General features: G+C 72.0%; 15 protein-coding genes. 3 read left to right on the top strand and 12 right to left on the bottom strand.

Going from position 1 to position 18,436, the window contains the following annotated elements; all coding sequences use genetic code 11:
- Window positions 1–258: 258 nt before the first annotated feature.
- Window positions 259–828, bottom strand: coding sequence for a helix-turn-helix transcriptional regulator (locus VF330_RS29670; protein WP_330854989.1), 570 nt, complete (start codon window positions 826–828; stop codon window positions 259–261).
- Between the two features lie 34 nt (window positions 829–862).
- Complete coding sequence (locus tag VF330_RS29665; protein ID WP_330854991.1) at window positions 863–1,957, bottom strand: NAD(P)/FAD-dependent oxidoreductase; 1,095 nt, start codon at window positions 1,955–1,957, stop codon at window positions 863–865.
- Between the two features lie 151 nt (window positions 1,958–2,108).
- On the opposite strand from VF330_RS29665, the gene VF330_RS29660 reads away from it, so the two are divergent.
- On the top strand, window positions 2,109–2,699 hold the full coding sequence (locus VF330_RS29660; protein ID WP_330854988.1) for a bifunctional 4-hydroxy-2-oxoglutarate aldolase/2-dehydro-3-deoxy-phosphogluconate aldolase: 591 nt from the start codon (window positions 2,109–2,111) through the stop codon (window positions 2,697–2,699).
- A 69-nt stretch (window positions 2,700–2,768) separates the two neighbouring features.
- Window positions 2,769–3,689 (top strand): sphingomyelin phosphodiesterase, encoded by a 921-nt coding sequence (gene sph, locus VF330_RS29655; protein WP_330854987.1) that lies wholly within the window; start codon window positions 2,769–2,771, stop codon window positions 3,687–3,689.
- Here the strand turns inward: sph and VF330_RS29650 are convergent.
- From VF330_RS29650 to VF330_RS29640, 3 genes are read right to left on the bottom strand one after another with little or no spacing between them, the layout of a single operon-like run.
- A complete protein-coding gene (locus VF330_RS29650) occupies window positions 3,668–4,000 on the bottom strand; it encodes a DUF6968 family protein (RefSeq protein ID WP_330854986.1) in 333 nt (110 codons plus the stop codon). The genes sph and VF330_RS29650 overlap by 22 nt on opposite strands.
- A 4-nt stretch (window positions 4,001–4,004) precedes the next feature.
- On the bottom strand, window positions 4,005–6,503 hold the full coding sequence (locus tag VF330_RS29645) for a DUF6493 family protein (RefSeq protein ID WP_330854985.1): 2,499 nt from the start codon (window positions 6,501–6,503) through the stop codon (window positions 4,005–4,007).
- Entirely contained in the window at window positions 6,500–7,780 is a 1,281-nt protein-coding gene (locus tag VF330_RS29640; protein ID WP_330854984.1) for an SWIM zinc finger family protein, read from the bottom strand. The genes VF330_RS29645 and VF330_RS29640 overlap by 4 nt, the downstream gene beginning before the upstream one ends.
- A 122-nt stretch (window positions 7,781–7,902) precedes the next feature.
- Here VF330_RS29640 and VF330_RS29635 point away from each other — a divergent pair, with 122 nt between their 5' ends.
- Window positions 7,903–9,324, top strand: a complete 1,422-nt coding sequence (locus tag VF330_RS29635; protein WP_330854983.1) for an FAD-dependent monooxygenase — start codon at window positions 7,903–7,905, stop codon at window positions 9,322–9,324.
- Here the strand turns inward: VF330_RS29635 and lysA are convergent.
- The 7 genes from lysA to kdpF all read right to left on the bottom strand — a co-directional run bounded on the left by lysA (window position 9,315) and on the right by kdpF (window position 18,126).
- Entirely contained in the window at window positions 9,315–10,628 is a 1,314-nt protein-coding gene (gene lysA, locus VF330_RS29630) for a diaminopimelate decarboxylase (RefSeq protein WP_330854982.1), read from the bottom strand. The genes VF330_RS29635 and lysA overlap by 10 nt on opposite strands.
- Window positions 10,629–10,733: 105 nt before the next feature.
- Entirely contained in the window at window positions 10,734–11,411 is a 678-nt protein-coding gene (locus VF330_RS29625; protein ID WP_330854981.1) for a response regulator, read from the bottom strand.
- On the bottom strand, window positions 11,408–13,909 hold the full coding sequence (locus tag VF330_RS29620; RefSeq protein ID WP_330854980.1) for a sensor histidine kinase KdpD: 2,502 nt from the start codon (window positions 13,907–13,909) through the stop codon (window positions 11,408–11,410). Before VF330_RS29620 ends, VF330_RS29625 begins: the two co-directional genes overlap by 4 nt.
- Complete coding sequence (locus VF330_RS29615) at window positions 13,887–14,414, bottom strand: potassium-transporting ATPase subunit C (protein ID WP_330854979.1); 528 nt, start codon at window positions 14,412–14,414, stop codon at window positions 13,887–13,889. The genes VF330_RS29620 and VF330_RS29615 overlap by 23 nt, the downstream gene beginning before the upstream one ends.
- 3 nt (window positions 14,415–14,417) lie before the next feature.
- Window positions 14,418–16,349: a potassium-transporting ATPase subunit KdpB gene (kdpB, locus tag VF330_RS29610; protein WP_330854990.1), complete on the bottom strand. Its 1,932-nt coding sequence runs from the start codon at window positions 16,347–16,349 to the stop codon at window positions 14,418–14,420.
- A gap of 56 nt (window positions 16,350–16,405) precedes the next feature.
- Window positions 16,406–18,028 carry a potassium-transporting ATPase subunit KdpA gene (gene kdpA, locus VF330_RS29605; protein ID WP_330854978.1) on the bottom strand — a complete coding sequence of 541 codons (1,623 nt, stop codon included), beginning with the start codon at window positions 18,026–18,028 and terminating at the stop codon, window positions 16,406–16,408.
- Window positions 18,028–18,126, bottom strand: coding sequence for a K(+)-transporting ATPase subunit F (gene kdpF / locus VF330_RS29600; RefSeq protein WP_330854977.1), 99 nt, complete (start codon window positions 18,124–18,126; stop codon window positions 18,028–18,030). Before kdpF ends, kdpA begins: the two co-directional genes overlap by 1 nt.
- Window positions 18,127–18,436: the final 310 nt, after the last annotated feature.

The following is an 18,436-nucleotide window of genomic DNA, read 5'->3' as shown; positions in this document are numbered from 1 at the left end:
GAACGTGCCCGCGCCGGTGCCGGCGCCCAGGTCGGCGATGTGGCGCGGGTCCGTCACGGGCAACCAGCCGATGATCGTGGCGGTCTGTTCGGCGAGCAGCTCCGCGTCCAGGTCGAGGATCTCCGCCTGACCGGCGTCGTGGCCGTGCCCGTGTCCGTGTGCGTTCATGCCGTCAACGTAGGTCCGTCGTGCGCCAGGTGCACGATCGCTTGCGCATTTGGCAAGGGAGTCGGCCCGCACGCTGCCGTTCGCGCAAGATCAGCTCTTCTGGTCGGCTTTGTGCCCGCGACGGGCCTCCCGGTCGAAGATCCCGAGGATCTCGCACGGACCGCCCGCCGTCCCGAGCGCGTGCGGCAGCATCGTCGGGAACTCCGCCGCCTGGTTCGTCTCCATCCGGAACCGCCGGTTGCCCAGCAGCAGCACGGCCGTCCCGGACAGCACGACGAGCCACTCCCGGCCGGAGTGCGCGCGCAGGAGCGCCGGGTTGTCGGGCGGCGGGTTCGTCATCCGCTGGCGCAGGACGGTCATGCCCGGCTCGGCCTTGATCGGCCAGCGCATCGAGGCGTGGCCGCTGTCGATCATCGGGCTGACGATCACGTCGTCGGTGTCGGTCTCGACGAGCTGGTCCAGCGACGTGTCGAGCGCCCGCGCCAGGGTGACGAGCTGGTCGAGGGCGAGGCGGCGCTGCCCGTTCTCGATGCGGCTGAGCGACGACGGGCTCAGGCGCGCACGGGTGGCGAGCTCGTCCAGCGACCAGCCCTGCGCCACCCGCAGCGCACGGATCCGTTTGCGCACGAGGCCGTCCAGATCGCCGTCTTCTTGCGTCATGCGCACGATCGTATGCCTCAAGCGCAAGCGCCGGTCAGGCGTCGCTGAGCATGTCGAGCAGCTTCCGCGGCGCGCCCTCCTCGCCGAAGAGGCTCTCCATCAGCTGGTCGGAGTCCTCGGCGGTCTGCGCGGCGCGCACGAACATGGCCTCCTCGTACTCGGCCAGCGCCTGCTCGACGTCGTCGTGCTTCGCGAGCGCCTTCGCGAGCTCGGCGCCGTCGAGCAGGGCGAGGTTGGCGCCCTCGCCGTTGGGCGCGGACAGGTGCGCGGCGTCACCGACGAGCGTCACGCCGGGCACCCGGTCCCAGCGGTGCCCGGCGGGCAGCGCGTAGTGCGGGCGGAACACCGGCACGGTGTCGGTCTCGGTGATCAGCGCGGTCAGCTCCGGCGCCCAGCCCTCGAACTCGGCCGCGACCCGCCGCGGGTCGGTGACGTCGAAGCCGTCGAACCACTCCAGGGGCCGCTGGAACTCGACGTAGGCGTGCAGCGTGTCGCCGGCCTCGCGGTGCCCGAAGATGCCCTTGCCCCGGGCGGGCGAGAACATCGACCCGCCGCCGACGGCCTTCGCGGCGGCCGGGTGGCGCGTGTCGGCGTCGAAGAGGTAGGTCTCGACGAACGCCATGCCGGTGTACTCGGGCCGGGCGCCGGTGAGGACGGGCCGCACCCGCGACCACGCGCCGTCCGCGCCGACCAGCACCTCGGCCTCGACCGTGGTGCCGTCGGCGAACCGGACCGTCCTGCCGTCGACGGCCGTCACCTTGCTCCCCCACCGGACGGTGCCCGCGGGCAGCGAGTCGAGCAGCATCCGCCGCAGGTCGGCGCGCTGGACCTCGGGACGGCCGCCCGTGCCGTCGTCGGCCTTGTCGAGCAGGACGGTGCCGTCGTTGTCGAGCACCCGCAACGCCTCGCGCCCCTCCAGCACGAGCGCGCGGAACTCGTCCACCAGCCCGGCGGCCTCGACGGCGAGCTGACCGTTGTAGTCGTGGATGTCGAGCATGCCGCCCTGCGCCCGCGACGACGGCGACTCCTCCGCCTCGTAGACCGCGGACGGGATGCCGTGGACGTGCAGCACGCGGGCGAGCGCGAGTCCGCCGAGACCGGCACCGATGATCGTGACGTGCATGTGCAGAGCTCCCCTGGGTCGGTCGTGCCGCCTCCCTGACGGCACGACCGACACTCGTCCCCGGCGCTGGCACGGACCGCACACGTCACTGGCAGCCGCTGTCAGCCCCTGTCACCGCCCCGGCGACCACCTGTTCGCGCGCGGTTAGGCTGGCGGCGTGAGCTACCGCTACGAGATCACCCGGGCGGTCGTGCGGCAGGGCATCATCGCGATCATCCGCACCGCCGACACCGCCTCCGCAGTCCAGGCCGCCTTCCCGCTGCTGGACGCGGGCCTGACGTCCCTGGAGCTCCCGCTCACGAACCCCGGCGCGCTCGACGCGATCCAGCAGCTGCGCACCGGCTACCCGGACGCCGTCATCGGCGCCGGGTCCGTGCTCGACGAGGCGTCCGCGGTCGCCGCCGTGCGCGCCGGAGCGCAGTTCCTGGTGGCACCCAACCTGAACGTCGCGGTGATCCGGGCCGGACACCGGTACGGCGCCGCGGTGCTGCCCGGTGCCGGCAGCGTCTCCGAGGTCGTCCAGGCGCTCGAAGCCGGCGCGGACGCGGTGAAGGTCTTCCCCGCGCCGACGCCGCGGTGGGTCGGGGACGTGCTGGCCGTGCTGCCGTACGCGCCGCTGGTGCCGACCGGTGGCGTCGCGCCGGCCGACGTCCCCGCGTGGCTGGAGGCCGGCGCGGTGGCGTGCGGGGTCGGGTCCGCGCTCGCCCGCACGCCGGTCGACGAGGTCAAGGCCCTGCTGAGGGCCTGAGCCGCTGGATCGATACCACACCACCGGACCGGTTGTGAATGAGTTTCACGTCCATCACCATCGACCGTCATGCGCCTGCTCACGCTCGTCGTAGCCGCCCTGCTGACGCTCCCGGCGACCCCGGCCACCGCCGCCGCCCTGCTCAAGATCGCCACCTACAACGTCTTCCTGTTGTCGCGGAACCTCTACCCGAACTGGGGCCAGCTCCAGCGCGCCGACCTGGTCGACAGCACGGGCGTCCTCGCCGGCCAGGACGTGGTGGTGGTGCAGGAGGCGTTCGACAACGCGGCCTCCGACCGCCTGCTCACCAACCTCCGCGACACCTACCCGCACCAGACCCCGGTGCTGGGCCGCGGCAGGGCCGGGTGGGACGTCACGTCCGGCGCCTACAGCTCCTCCACCCCCGAGGACGGCGGCGTCGCGGTCCTGAGCAGGTGGCCCATCACCACCAGGATCCAGCACGTCTACCGCGACGCGTGCGGCGCGGACTGGTTCTCCAACAAGGGCTTCGCGTACGTGCGGATCGAGACGCCGGCCGGCCCGGCGCACGTCATCGGTACCCACACGCAGGCAGAGGACTCGTCCTGCACCGGCTCACCGGCGGCCGTCCGGGCGAAGCAGCGGGCCGAGGTCAGGGCGTTCCTGACCGCGCGGGCCGTTCCCGCGACCGAACCCGTCTACGTGGCGGGCGACCTGAACGTCGTCAAGGCGAGCGACGAGTTCCCGCGCATGGTCGCCGAGCTCGGCGCGCGGACGCCCGAGGTCACCGGGCACCCGTTCTCGTGGGACTGCGCCGACAACAGCGTCTGCCGCGAGCAGTACGGGCCGGAGTACGCCTCCGAGCACCTCGACTACGTGCTGACGGTCCAGGGACCGCTGCTACACAACGAGACGCGGCGAGTGAAGAGTCCGGAGTGGTCGGTCACGTCGTGGGGCCGCAAGCAGACCTACACCGACCTCTCCGACCACTACCCCGTCTTCGCCGGCTGACCGGGCTGACCAGGCGCGACGGTCAGGCCGAGCGCGGGCATGCCGAGCCAGTCGAAGGTGCTGTCCGACTCGGCCAGCTTGAGCCCGACGGCGTGGACGCTGAGCAGTAACGCCTGCAACGAGTCCACGCCGTGCGCGGCGCCGACTGCCCCGTCGCCGAAGCCGTCGATCCGATGAGGACACACCCAGTCGTCGTTGTCGCTCAACGGGTCCGTGCGCGGGGCGCCGAACCGGATCACGACCTCGAACGGCGTCCCGTCCGGCGCGCGGCCCTCGATCCGGCGTTCGGCGACTACCTCTCCCAGCTCCATTCGGTCAGCCTAGTGCGGCCACCAGCCTCTTCGCCTGCACGACGGTCTTGCTGGAGCCCTTGCGCGCGGCGACCTCGGCGAGTCCGTCCACGGCACCGCCGGGCTTGACCTGCTGGGCCAGTTCGACCGCGAGCTCCACGACGTCGGCGACCCGGTTGTGCTTCCACAGCCGGGGAAGCGCGGCCGCGACCGCGTCCCACACCTGCCGCGCGGCACCGGACCGGGCGGCGTCGCGCAGGCCGGGCACGACCCGGCTCATCACCAGGCCGCTGTAGCCGAGCGCCCGGCCGAGCAGGTCGCCCAGCACCCCGCCGTCGAGCTGGCCGCGGGCGGCGAGGACCAGCAGCGCGTCCACGGCGTGCGCGCGGTTGACGGTCAGCTCGGCGCTCAGGCCGTAGCAGAGCGCGAGGTGCAGGGCCGGTCCCGCCGGGCCGTCGGCCTCCGCGAGCATCGGCAGCAGCGGGCCGTCACCTCCCTTGGACTGGGTGCGTCCGCGCAGGTGCGGCACGAGGTGGGCGGCGACGACCTCGCGCCGTGCGGGCAGCACGGAAGGCCACCAGTCGAGCATCGGGCCCCACTCGTCGTACTCGCGCAGGTGCTTCTCCGGTTCCTCCAGACCGGGGACGACGACGGCGAGCAGGCCGGTGTCGGTGATCTCCGGCTGGCCGCGGTAGTACTGCTGGTAACGGTAGGTCCGCTCCTCGATGGTGATCACGGGCTCGGCGCCGTCGTCGAGCAGCGCGCGCAGCTGGGCGGCCGGTTTTCCGGTCAGTTCGGCGAACTCCGCCGCGGTGGTTCCGGGAGGCAGTCGCCGGCCGGCCTGCAGGAGGTCCCGCCGGCCCGGTTCCCAGCCCTCGGCCTCGGCCTGGGCGAGGCGTGTGCGCAGGGTCGCCGGGTCGAGCAGCCCGGACATCTCGGTGGGCGTGGAGACCAGCGCGGGCACCGGCGCGTAGGCGAGGGACTTGGCGATCTCGTGCAGCCGTTCCGCGAGCTGCTGGGCGATGGTGCCGTCGTCCGCGCGCTTGAGCTGGGCGCGCCAGGCGCGGGCCCGGTCGAGCGCCGAGGCGACGGGGCCGAGGGGTTCGGGCGGCGCGGACGCGGCGGTCAGGACCGCCATGAACTCGGTGTGCGGCCTGCGTTTCGCATGCTCGGGGTGGCGGCCGGACGAGCCGAGGTCGAACCACCACGAGCGCTGCTCGTGGACCGGTGCGAGCGCCTGGACGAGCGCTTTCCTGTCCTGCCACGCGAAGCGGACGGCGGCTTCGAGGAGGCGTTCCGCCACGACGGGGTCGACGTGGCCCGCGGTGCGGCCGAACAGCCCCTGCACCTCGCGGACCAGCTCGTCGAGCGTCGCGATCGGCTCCGGCCACGGCCGCGGCGCGAACGGCACGAGCTCGACGGCTTCGTCCTGTGCCGCAACGACTCCGAGTTGTGCGGCCAGGTCGGCGGGGAGCTGCTCGGCGAGCACGGCCAGCTCGGCGCGGGTCGTGTCGCCGACCTTCGCGAGGTGCTTGGCGACCAGCTTGACCGCCTGGCCGCGCAGGTCGTCCGACTCGTGCGCGAACAGGTCCGCGACGGTCAGCGCCACCTCGTCCGGGCTGGACTCCGCGTGCTTGCCGAGCCAGGTGAGCTGGGAGCGGACGAGCTTCTTCTCGCTGCGCCCGAACACCCACCTGCTCGCCTCGCACAGCAGGTCGAGGTCGAGCCGCCCGGCCTCGTCGAGCTGCCGGAGCCGGGTCTGGGCGAGGGTGGCGACGGTCGAACGGGAGTCCGGCAGCATCGCGACGTGGTCCCGCACGTGCTCGGCCGTCTCGTCGAGCGTCACGTCGAGGGCGTCGTACAGGGCGAGGAAGCCCTGCATCTCCGTGACGGAACCGCCCTGCTGGAGCCGGGCGAGGCAGCCGTCGAGCAAAGTCCGCCGGTCACCCCGTTCCCGCAGCAACGGGAGCCACTGCTTGTTCACCGCGAACGACTGCCCGGCGCCGGTGACCTCGAGCATCCGCGGAATCAGCACGTCGAAGCCCGGCCGCCACCGCTCGTGGCCGTCGAAGGCCAGGAGGTGCGCCAGGAACCCGTCCGAGTCCGGTGGGTCGTCACCGCAGAACGCGATGATCACCGCGAGCACGTCGCTGCGGGAGAGGTCGCGGGCCGACATCTTCGCGGCGAGCCGCCGCAGCAGGTCCGGCATCCACGGCGGCTCCCGGTGCCGCAGCACGTCGAGCAGCACCGGCCCGGGGTTGAGCGGGCTCCGGTCGTCCCACCAGATGCGGTAGCGCATCAGCCACGGCGTGAGCGTCGCGGCGCTCGGCAGCAGCCCGGCTCCCGTGACGGCGAGCGCCTCGAAGTGCTCCCAGCTCCGGCTGCCCGCCCGGTGCTTCTTCTCGTACGCGACGAGCTCCTTCGAGCAGGCCGCACGTTCCTCGGGGGTGAGGATCTTCAGCGCCTCGCCGAGCGCGAGGAGCTGGCGGGACTCGAGGAGCGCCTGGATCCTGTCGAAGCTCACGCCTTGCCTCTCACGATGTCCGCCGCCAGCACGTGCTTGCACTTGCCGCGCCCGCCGCGGTACTCGGTCCACCACTGGCAGGTGCAGGTGTCGCCGTTGACGCGGTAGGTGCCGACGACGGCCGTGTCGCCGTCCCAGCCGACCGCGTTCTGCTCGACGAGCGCCTTCGCGTTGCGCAGCCGGGGGTTCATGGCCTGCACGTCGGCGCCGTCGTAGGGCAGTTCGCGGTGGAAGTAGGACGCCTCGGCGAGGTCGTAGCCGACGCGTCCGGCGGTGCCGAGCTGGGCCAGCGCGTCCCTGACCCGCCGCACGCCCAGGCCGGACCGGTCGGCGAGGTCCGCGACGTCCACGCGCGGCTCGAAGTCCAGCAACGCGCCGACGAGCTCGGCGTCGGTGTCCGCGTCCCCGGCGGCGAGCCCGTCGAGGACGGCGCCCTCACCGGACAGGCCGCGGTTCACCTCGGGCGACAGGACGAGCGTGAGCCGTTGCGCGCCGAGGTCGACCTCCCAGCCGCTCGCGACGGGCAGGCCGTCTGCGGGCGGGCCGTAGAGGCGGACGGCTTTGGCGAAGCGCAGCAACGGCAGCAGCGTCTCCAGCCGGTTCGGGCCGGCGAGGCACACGGCGCCGCCCGACGCGGATCCGCTGAGCCGCAACGACTTCCCGGACGGCACCGCCCACACCGCGGCACGACCTTTGGGCAGCGTCTTCAGGAACCGCTGGGCGTCCGCCGGCGACAGCTCGGCCTTGAGGTCGAAGCGCGAGGTGAGCACCTGGGTCTCGGCGAACCCGCGCAGCCAGCGCGGCGGCAGCGGCACCTTCTTCTCGACGATCGCGCCGTCGAGCGTGCCGACCTCGACCTGGTCCGGCCCGACGGTCAGGTGCAGCGGGTCGCCCTTGGTCACGCGGGCGAGAGCGCGGCGCAGCGGTTCGTTGATGTCGACGTTCGTGGTGCCGCGGTCGTGCACCTCGCCGTCGAGCGCTCCACTGAGGACGTCCAGCCGCGCGTAGACGCCGCAGCAGCCCGAGAACGACTCGAAGCGCAGCCGGTCGCCGTTGCACGTGACGACCGGGTCGCGCAGCCGTTCGGGCGTGGGCTGGAAGTAGCGCGTCCCGGCGACCTTCGCGATGGCGAGCAACGACGACGCGGCCACCTGCGAGTCGGCCAGGAACCCGGTGAAGAAGCGCGGGTTCGGCGCCCGGCCGCCCGAGGTCTGGAGTCCGAGGGCGCGCCGCGTCTCGTCCAGCCGGGAGTCGGCGACGTAGGCGTACGAGTGCATCCGCGCACACTAGTGAACAGACGTTCGACCGTGGGCCGGAACGGGCGAATATCGCTTGCGACCGCGCACCCGCCGCCAGAGAATCTGCCACCGACCTCGAGAGCTGCGGAAACGGGTGGTTCGTGTTCGATGTGATCATCGCGGGATGTGGTCCGGCCGGTGCGGTGCTGGCGGCCGAGCTGCGGTTGCACGACGTGCGGGTGCTGGTGCTGGAGAAGGACGCCGATCCCCCGCCGTCGTTCGTGCGGCTGGTGAGCCTGCACATCCGCAGCCTCGAGCTGATGGCGATGCGCGGCCTGCTGGACCGCCTGCTCGAACGCGGCCGGCAACGTCCCGTCGGCGGCAGCTTCGCCGGCATCCCCGCACCCACGCCGGAGGGCCTGGACTCCGACTTCGGCATCCTGCTCGGCATCTCCCAGCCGCACGTGAACGCCGTGCTCGAAGACCACGCGGTCGCCGTGGGCGCGGAGGTCCGGCGCGGCCGCGCGGTGACCGGGGTCGAGCAGGACGACGACGGGGTGACCGTCGAGCTGGCGGACGGTGAACGGCTGCGGGCGCGGTACCTCGTCGGCTGCGACGGCGCGCGGAGCACCGTGCGCAAGCTGCTCGGCGTGGGCTTTCCCGGCGAGCCGTCGCGCCACGACACGTTGATGGGCGAGCTGGAGCTCTCCGCACCGCAGGAGGAGGTCGTCGCGCGGGCGGCCGAGATCCGCGAGACGGTCAAGGTGTTCCACCTGGGGCCGTTCGGTGACGGCCGTTACCGCGTCGTGGTCCCCTGCGCGGACGTCAGCGAGGACCGCTCGGCCACGCTCGAAGACTTCCGGCGCGAGTTGCGCACCGTCGCCGGCACCGACTTCGGCGCCCACTCGCCGCGCTGGCTGTCCCGCTTCGGCGACGCCACCCGCCTGGCCGAGCGCTACCGCGTCGGAAGGGTCCTGCTGGCGGGCGACGCCGCGCACATCCACCCGCCCGCCGGTGGCCAGGGCCTCAACCTCGGGCTGCAGGACGCCGTCAACCTCGGCTGGAAGCTCGCCGCGCAGGTCCGCGGCTGGGCGCCGGAGGGGTTGCTCGACACCTACCACGCCGAACGCCACCCGGTCGCCGAGGACGTCTTGAACAACACCCGCGCCCAGGTGGCCCTGATGGCCGACGAACCGGGTGCGCGGGCCCTGCGCAGGCTGCTCACCGAGCTGATGGATCTGAACGAGGTCAACCGGTTCCTGATCGAGAAGATCACCGCGCTCGGCGTCCGCTACGACTTCGGTCCCGGCCCCGACCTGCTCGGCCGGCGTCTGCGCGACGTCGAACTGGCGAAGGGCACGCTCTACGACCACCTGCGGGACGGCCGCGGCCTGGTGCTCGACCGGACCGGGACGCTGGGCGTCGCGGGGTGGGCCGACCGGGTCGACCTGCTCGCGGATCCCGTGGCGGCACTGGACTTCCCGGCCGTGCTGCTGCGTCCCGACGGGCACGTGGCGTGGGTCGGCGAGCGGCAGGAGGACCTGGACGAGCAGCTCGCCCGCTGGTTCGGCGCTCAGAGGTAGCGGCGCAGCAGGTCCTCCTCGGTCTCGCGGCGCACGACCGGCCGCGCCACGCCGTCGCGCACCGCGACGACCGGCGGCCGGCAGACCTGGTTGTAGTTGGAGGCCAGCGCGTGGTGGTAGGCACCGGTGGCGGGCACGGCGAGGAGATCACCGGCGTGGACGTCGGCGGGCAGCGGTACGTCGTCCGCCAGCACGTCCCCGGCCTCGCAGTGCCGGCCGACCACGGTCACGGGCTTGGTCCGCCCTCCCCTGCCGACCAGCCGCACGGCGTACTTCGCGCCGTACAACGCGGGTCGCGGGTTGTCGCTCATCCCGCCGTCCACGGCCACGAACGTCCGCGTGGTGCCTTCCTTGACCGCGCACACCCGGTACAGCGTCACACCGGCGTTCGCGACGATCGCCCGTCCGGGCTCGACCAGCAGCCGCGGGACGGGCACCCGGCGCAGCGCGCACTCGTAGTTCAAAGTCCCGCGAATGCGTTGTGCGAAGCCGAAGAGGTCGAACGACGGCTCGCCCGGCAGGTACGGCGCGCAGAACCCGCCGCCGAGGTCGAGCTGCTCGATCCGGACGCCGCACGACGCGATCAGCCCGACCATGCGCCGCGCGGCCTCCTCGTAGGACGCCACGTGCCGCACCTGCGAGCCGATGTGGCAGTGCAGCCCGACGAGGCGCAGCGACGGCTGCTCGACGACCCGCAGCACCGCCTCCAGCGCGGCGCCGGAAGCCAGGGAGAACCCGAACTTCTGGTCCTCCACGCCGGTCGCGATCGCCGCGTGGGTGCGCGCGTCGACGCCCGGCGTCACGCGGACCATGACCTCCTGGCCGTGCCGGGCGAGGGCGCCGAGCTGGGCGATCTCGTCGAACGAGTCGACGACGACCCGCGACACCCCGTGCTGCAACGCGGCTTTGAGGTCCTCGCCGGTCTTCACGTTGCCGTGCAGGATGATCCGCTCCGAGGGGAACCCGGCGGCCTTGGCGAGGGCGAGCTCCCCGGCGGACGAGACGTCCAGGGACAGGCCCTCCTGCGCCATCCACCGGTAGACCTCGGGGCAGGGCAACGACTTCCCGGCGAACACGACCTCGGCGTCCGGCAGGGCCGCCCGGAACGCCTGCGCGCGGGCCCGGACCGTGGACTCGTCGAGCACCTGGCAGGGCGTGCCGAACCGGGCGGCGAGCCGGGTGGCGGGCACTCCACCGATCACGAGGTCCGAGCCGTCGAGACGCGTCCCGTCCGGCCACACCCCCGCCTCCGGCACCGGCGCGGTGGAACATCCGGTGCTGGGCAACAACTCCGCGAGCGTCATGCGACCAGCACACGCCCGGCGGGCGTTCCTGCCCAGGTCCCGGACGAGACCCTGACACGGCCGAGCCCGGCTTTGACGCGATCCTGACGACGTCCGTAGCCGGGGTCACAGCTCGAACCGGTAGCCCATCCCCGGTTCGGTGAGCAGGTGCCGCGGCCGCGCCGGGTCGTCCTCCAGCTTGCGCCTCAGCTGCGCGAAGTAGACGCGCAGGTACTGGGACTCGTTGACGTGCATCGGTCCCCACACCTCCTGCAGCAGCTGCTTCTGCGACACGAGCCGGCCGGGGTTGCGGGCGAGGATCTCCAGCAGTCCCCACTCGGTCGGCGTCAGGTGCACCTCCCGGCCGTCGCGCCGCACCTTCTTCACCGCGAGGTCCACGACGAACGACGAGGTCTCGACGACCGGGTCGCCCGCCTCGCGCGCCGCGTTCCTGCGCACCGCCGCGCGCAGCCGGGCGAGCAGCTCGTCCATGCCGAACGGCTTGGTCACGTAGTCGTCGGCGCCGGCGTCGAGCGCCTCGACCTTGGCGCGGGAGTCGGTGCGCGCGGACAGCACGATGATCGGGATCGTGGACCAGCCGCGCAGGCCGGCGATCACGTCGACGCCGTCGAGGTCGGGCAGGCCGAGGTCGAGCACGACCACGTCCGGTTTGCCCTCGACCGCGACGCCGAGCGCGGACCTGCCGTCGTAGGCCGTCATCACGTCGTAGCCGCGGGCGGTGAGGTTGATCCGCAACGCGCGGACGATCTGCGGTTCGTCGTCGACCACCAGTACTGAGGTCATGGGTTCTCCTCGTGGACGGGCAGGGAGATGACCACGGTCAGCCCGCCGCCCGGTGTGTCCTCGGCGCTGATCTCCCCGCCCATGGCGGCGGTGAAGCCCTTGGCGACGCTCAGGCCGAGCCCGACGCCGGGTCCCGAGCGGTCGCCGAGTCGCTGGAAGGGCGCGAACACCTTGTCCCCGGCCTTCTTCGGCAGGCCGCGGCCGTGGTCGACGACCCGCAGCTCGACGGACGGCCCGTGGCGGCTGGCCCGCACGGCCACCCCGGTGCCGCCGTGCCGCACGGCGTTGTCGACGACGTTGGCCACGACCCGTTCCAGCAGTCCCAGGTCCGCGAGCACCGGCGGCAGGTCCTCGGCGACCTCGACCGACACGTCTCCCCCGATGCCGGTGAGCGCCCTGGCGACGACCTCGTAGAAGCCGACGGGCCGCAGCACGGGTTCGACCGAGCCGGTCGCGAGCCGGGACGAGTCCAGCAGGTTGTCCACCAGGCCGGTCAGCCGGTCCGCGGACTCCTCGACGGTCTCCATCAGCTCGCCGACGTCCTCTTCGGACAGTGGTAGTGACGGGTCGCGCAGGCTGCCGATCGCGGCCTTGATCGACGTGAGCGGGGTGCGCAGGTCGTGGCCGACAGCCGACAGCAGCGCCGTGCGCAGCTCGGACGTCTCGACCTTGCGCTGGGCGCTCCTGGTCTCGTCGGCCATCCGCTGCTGCCGCAACGCCATCAGCGCCTGTCCCGCCGCCGCTTCGAGCACGCGCTGGTCGCTGGCGGGCAACACCCGGCCGCGCAGCGCGAGGTGGATGTCGGACGTGACCATCACGTCGGCGTCGGCCTCGTCCGGTTCGTCGCACGGCCGCGGTCCGACGCACGCGACCCGTTCCCAGCCACCGGCCCGGCGTTCGAGCAGCGCCACGGACTCCAGGCCGAAGTTCTCCCGGATCTTCTCCAGCAGCCGCGCCAGCGGGTACGGCGACGTGAGCACCGTCCGCGAGTAGGAGGCCAGCAGCGCCGCCTCGGTCCGCGCCCGCGCGCCCTGCTCCGCGAGCCGGGCCGCCCGGTCGACGGTCAGCGCCACCACGGTCGCGACGATCACCATGGCCGCCAGCGTGATCACGTTCTCCGGCGTCTGCACCTGGAGGCTGTAGTAGGGCTCGGTGAAGAAGTAGTTGAGCAGCCCGGCGCCCAGGACCGCGCACAGCAGCGCCGGTCCCAGCCCGCCCGCGATCGCGACCACGCACGTGACGAGCAGGAACGCCACCAGGTCGGTGGAGAAGTCGAGCTCGTCGCGCCACAGCATGCCGAGACCGGTGACCGCGGCCGGCAGCAGCAGCGCCAGCACCCAGCCGAGGAGCCTTCGCCGCAGCGGCAACGGTTCGTCGACCTTCCACCGCAGGCCGCGCCGCGACTCGTCGTGCGTGACCATGTGCACGTCGATCGCGCCGGACTCCTGCACCACGGCGGCGCCGACGCCCTCGTCGAACGTGCGCGCGACCCGTGACCTGCGGGAGGTGCCGAGCACGAGCTGGGTGGCGTTGACACCGCGGGCGAACTCCAGCAGCGCCGTCGGCACGTCGTCGCCGACCACCGGGTGGAACGTGGCGCCGACGTCCTCGGTGATCTTCCGCGACCGCGCGACGTGCTCGGGCGTGACGCCGGACAGGCCGTCGCCGCGCATCACGTGCACGACCAGCAGCTCGGCGCCCGCCCTCGTGGCGATGCGCCGCGCCCTCCGGATCAGCGTCTCGCTCTCCCGGCCACCGGTGATCGCGGCGACGACGCGTTCCCTGGTCTCCCAGGTGTCGGTGATGTCCTTCTCGCTGCGGTAGCGCTGCAACGCGACGTCGACCTGGTCCGCCACCCACAGCAGGGCGAGCTCGCGCAGCGCGGTGAGGTTGCCGAGCCGGAAGTAGTTGCCCAGCGCGGCGTCGATGCGGTGCGCCGGGTACACGTTGCCGTGCGCGAGCCTCCTGCGCAGCGCCTCGGGCGTGAGGTCGACCAGCTCGACCTGTTCGGCGCGGCGGACCACCTCGTCGGGCACGGTCTCCCGTTGCCGCACACCGGTGATCCGTTCGACGACGTCGTTGAGCGACTCGAGGTGCTGGACGTTGACGGTGGACAGGACGTCGATGCCCGCGTCGAGCAGTTCCTCGACGTCCTGCCAGCGCTTCTCGTTGCGCGAGCCGGGCGCGTTGGTGTGGGCGAGCTCGTCGACGACCGCGACCTCGGGGCGGCGGGCGAGGACCGCGTCGACGTCCATCTCCTCGACCTCGAGCCCGCGGTGCCCGATCCGCCTGCGCGGCAGGATTTCCAGTCCGTCGAGGAGGGTCGCGGTCTTCTCGCGGCCGTGGGTCTCGACGAGCCCGACGACGACGTGCGTGCCGCGCTCCCGGCGCCGGTGGGCCTCGCCGAGCATGGCGAAGGTCTTGCCGACGCCGGGAGCGGCGCCGAGGTAGATCCTCAGCTCTCCGCGGCGACCGTCAGCGGGCGCTGTCGATGGCACGGTTCAGCGCGGTGACGTTGACGGTGGTGGTGAAGGTGCCGTGGGTGTTGCCGGCGACCAGTTCGCGGACCTTCTCCACCGGCAGGCCGCTGGCCTTGGCCACGCGCGGGATCTGGATCTCCGCGTAGGCCGGGCTGATGTCCGGGTCGAGGCCCGAGGCGGACGCCGTGACGGCGTCCTGCGGCACCTGGTCCTCGGGCACGCCCTCGCGCTGGGCGACGGCGGTCCGCCGTTCGTCGACGACCTTCGTGTAGTCCTCGTTGATCTCGCTCTTGTTCGACCCGCCGGACGCGGGCAGCGTCGCCGCGGACGGCCGTGGCGCGAAGTACCGGTCGCCCTCGCGTGCGACCGCGACGAGTGTCGTGTCCCGCGCTTCGGCGTTGGCGTGCAGGCCGGGCAGGCGGGAGACGGCCCACACCGACAGCGGGTAGAGCACGCCGAGGAGCACGGTGAGCGCGAGCAGGATGCGGAGTCCCGCCCACGACTGCTTGAGGAAGGTGTTCATGGTTCAGCCGATCCCGGGGACGAGTCGTACGAGCAGGTCGATCAGCCAGATCCCGGCGAACGGCGTGACGACGCCGCCCAGTCCGTAGACCAGCAGGTTGCGCCGCAGCAGCGCGGACGCGCTGGACGGCCGGTAGCGGACTCCCTTGAGCGCCAGCGGGATCAGCGCCACGATCACCAGCGCGTTGAAGATCACCGCCGACAGGATCGCGGACTGCGGTGTCGCGAGGCGCATGATGTTGAGCCGGTCGAGCGCCGGGTAGATCGCCGCGAACATGGCGGGCAGGATCGCGAAGTACTTCGCGAGGTCGTTGGCGACGCTGAACGTCGTGAGCGCGCCGCGGGTGATCAGCAGCTGCTTGCCGATCTCCACGATCTCGATGAGCTTGGTGGGGTCCGAGTCGAGGTCGACCATGTTGCCGGCCTCCTTCGCGGCCGACGTGCCGGTGTTCATCGCGACGCCGACGTCGGCCTGGGCCAGCGCGGGCGCGTCGTTCGTGCCGTCGCCGGTCATCGCGACGAGCCGGCCGCCCTCCTGTTCCTTCCGGATCAGGGCCATCTTGTCCTCGGGCTTGGCCTCGGCGAGGAAGTCGTCGACGCCCGCCTCGTCCGCGATGGCCTTGGCGGTCAACGGGTTGTCGCCGGTGACCATGACCGTGCGGATGCCCATCGCGCGCAGCTCGGCGAAGCGTTCCTTCATGCCGGGCTTCACGACGTCGCTCAGCCTGATCACACCGAGAACCTGGCCGTTCTCGGCGACGACGAGCGGTGTGCCGCCCTGGGAGCTGATCTCGTCGACGACCTCGCGCGCGGTGTCGGTGAGGTCGAAGGCGGACGCGGCGCCCTTGCGGATGCTGCGGCCGCCGAGGTCGATGCCGGACATCCTGGTCTGCGCGGTGAACGGCACGAACTCGCCGGTCTTCTCGTGCTCGCTCGCGGGCTGTCCGCCCGCCAGTTCGAGGATGCTGCGGCCCTCGGGGGTGTCGTCGGCCAGGCTCGCGAGCCGGGCGGCGGCGACCAGCGTCTCCTGGGACGTGGGGCCGACCGGGATGAACTCGGTCGCGCGGCGGTTGCCCCAGGTGATCGTGCCGGTCTTGTCGAGCAGCAGCGTGTCGATGTCGCCCGCTGCCTCGACGGCCTTGCCGGAGGTCGCGAGGACGTTGCGCTGCACCAGCCGGTCCATGCCCGCGATGCCGATGGCGGACAGCAGCGCGCCGATCGTCGTGGGGATCAGGCAGACCAGCAACGCCGTCAGCACGACCACCGACTGCTCGCCGCCGGAGTAGATCGCGAACGGCTGCAGCGCCACCACGGCGAGCAGGAAGATGATCGTCAGCGTCGACAGCAGGATCGTCAGCGCGATCTCGTTGGGCGTCTTCTGCCGTTCGGCGCCTTCGACCAGCGCGATCATCCGGTCCACGAAGGACTCGCCCGGCTTGGTGGTGATCTTGACGACGATCCGGTCGGACAGCACGGTCGTGCCGCCGGTGACCGCGCACCGGTCGCCGCCCGACTCGCGGATGACGGGCGCGGACTCGCCGGTGATCGCCGACTCGTCGACGGTGGCGATGCCCTCGACCACGTCGCCGTCGCCGGGGACGACCTCGCCCGCCTCGACGACCACGAGGTCGCCGACCTTGAGCTCGGTGCCGGCCACGGTGCCGCCGTTCAGCAGGCGGGCGACGGCGTCCTTCTTGGTCTTGCGCAACGAGTCGGCCTGCGCCTTGCCGCGTCCTTCGGCGACGGCCTCCGCGAGGTTCGCGAACAGCACGGTGAACCACAGCCACAGCGCCACCGCGACGGTGAACACGCTCGGGTCGATCACGGCGAACACGGTGACCAGCAGCGACCCGACCCAGACGACGAACATGACGGGGCTGCGCAGCTGGTGGCGCGGGTGGAGCTTGCGCAACGCCTCGGGGACCGCCGCGGCGATACCCGGCTTGGCGGGAGTCTTGTCCTGCCGTGGGAGGGGTTTCTGGAGTGTGGTGGTCACAGCAGTGCCTCCGCGATGGGACCGAGAGCGAGTGCGGGAACGAACGTGAGCGCGGCGACCAGCACGATCGCGCCGGTGAGCAGCGTCGCGAACAGCGGCCCGGTCGTGGGCAGCGTGCCCGCCGTGACCGGCACCTTCCGCTGCTGTGCCAGCGATCCGGCGAGCGCGAGGACCGCGACGATGGGGATGAACCGGCCGAACAGCATGCACAGGCCGAGTGACGACTGGAACCAGTCGCTGGTGACGGTGATGCCGGCGAACGCGCTGCCGTTGTTGTTGGACGCCGACGCGTAGGCGTAGAGGATCTCCGAGAGCCCGTGCGCGCCGGGGTTGTTGAGCGCGGCCCGCGTGCCGGGCAGGACCGCCGCGATGCCCGCGCCGACCAGCAGCACCGTCGGCATGGCGAGGATCGACACGGCCGCGGCCGTGACCTCCTTGCGCCCCAGCTTCTTGCCGAGGTACTCGGGGGTGCGGCCGACCATCAGCCCGGCGAGGAACATGGCGATGATCGCCATGACGAGGATGCTGTAGAGGCCGGTGCCCACCCCGCCCGGCGTCATCTCGCCGAACAGCATGTTGAGCAGCGCCGCGCCGCCGCCGAGCCCGGTGTAGCTGTCGTGCAACGAGTTGACCGCGCCCGTGGAGGTGCCGGTGGTGGCGTCGGCGAAGATCGCGCTGCCGGGGATGCCGAACCGGAGCTCCTTGCCCTCCAGCGGCCGCAGACCGGTCGCCTCCGCTGCCCAGATCACCCCGAGCATGGCGGTCCAGATCACGCCCATGACGCCGAGCAGGACGTAGCCCTGCTTCCGGTCGCCGGCGAGTTGACCGAACGTCCGGGTGAGAGCCACCGGGATCACCAGGATCAGGAAGATCTCGATGAGGTTGGTCCACTCGTTCGGGTTCTCGAACGGGTGGGCCGAGTTGGCGTTGAGGACACCGCCGCCGTTGGTGCCGAGCTCCTTGATGACCTCCTGGCTGGCTACGGGCGCGTTGGCGACCACCTGCCCGTCGACGTCCACGCCGGACTTGAGGCTCATCGTGACGCCGAGCGCGATCAGCACGATCGCCCCGAGGAACGCGATGGGCAGCAGGATCCGGACGGTGCCGCGGACGAGGTCGACCCAGAAGTTGCCGAGCCGGTCGGTCCGGCTGCGCACGAACCCGCGCACCAGCGCGATCGCGACCGCCAGCCCGACCGCGGCCGACACGAAGTTCTGCACGGTCAGACCGATCATCTGGACCGCGTGCCCCATGACGGCTTCCGGCACGTACGACTGCCAGTTGGTGTTGGCCACGAAGCTGATGGCCGTGTTGAACGCCATCCCCGGCCCGATGTTCCCGCGGCCGAAGTCGAACGGCAGCAACGACTGCAGTCGCTGGATCACGTACAGGAACACGATGCCGACGAACGAGAACCCGAGCACCCCGTAGGCGTAGGTGCTCCACTTCTGCTCGGCGTCGGGGTTGATCCGCCCCAGCCGGTAGACGGCCTTCTCCACCCGCAGGTGGCTCTCGGCCTGGAAGACCCGGGCCATGTAGTCGCCGAGGGGCCGGTACACGACCGCGAGGGCCGCGAAGAGGATGCCGACCTGCAGGAGGCCGGCGGCGAGTGGGGACATCAGAACTTCTCCGGCCTGACGAGCGCGACGAACAGGTAGACGATCAGCGCGAGCGCGAGCACGCCCGCCACGGCGTTGGCCGCGAGTCCCGTGCTCACAACCGCTCCAGTCCACGCACCGTCAGTCCCAGCACGACGAAACTCCCGATCAGCAGCAACGCGTAGGCCAGGTCGGCCATGACGCCGCTCCCTTCCAACGACTCGGTTTCTTGCGGACGCCCGGAAGCGTGCATCACGAAATGCCTGATCAGGGGTTGCCTGACAACGTCCTTACGGGGTGGGCGGCGGCTTTTACGCGTTCTTGAGGCCGGGGAGACCCAGGTCTCATCCGATGGGGCTCATCGCGGTGACGGTGTGTGAGATCGTCGGCCGGTGGACGACTTCCACCACCCACGTGCCCTGCGCTGGC

Origin of the sequence: Lentzea sp. (assembly GCF_036380075.1) — a bacterium.
Taxonomy (GTDB): Bacteria; Actinomycetota; Actinomycetes; order Mycobacteriales; family Pseudonocardiaceae; genus Lentzea.
Note: the sequence above shows the minus strand (reverse complement) of the source record. Positions and strands in the feature narration are given on the sequence as shown.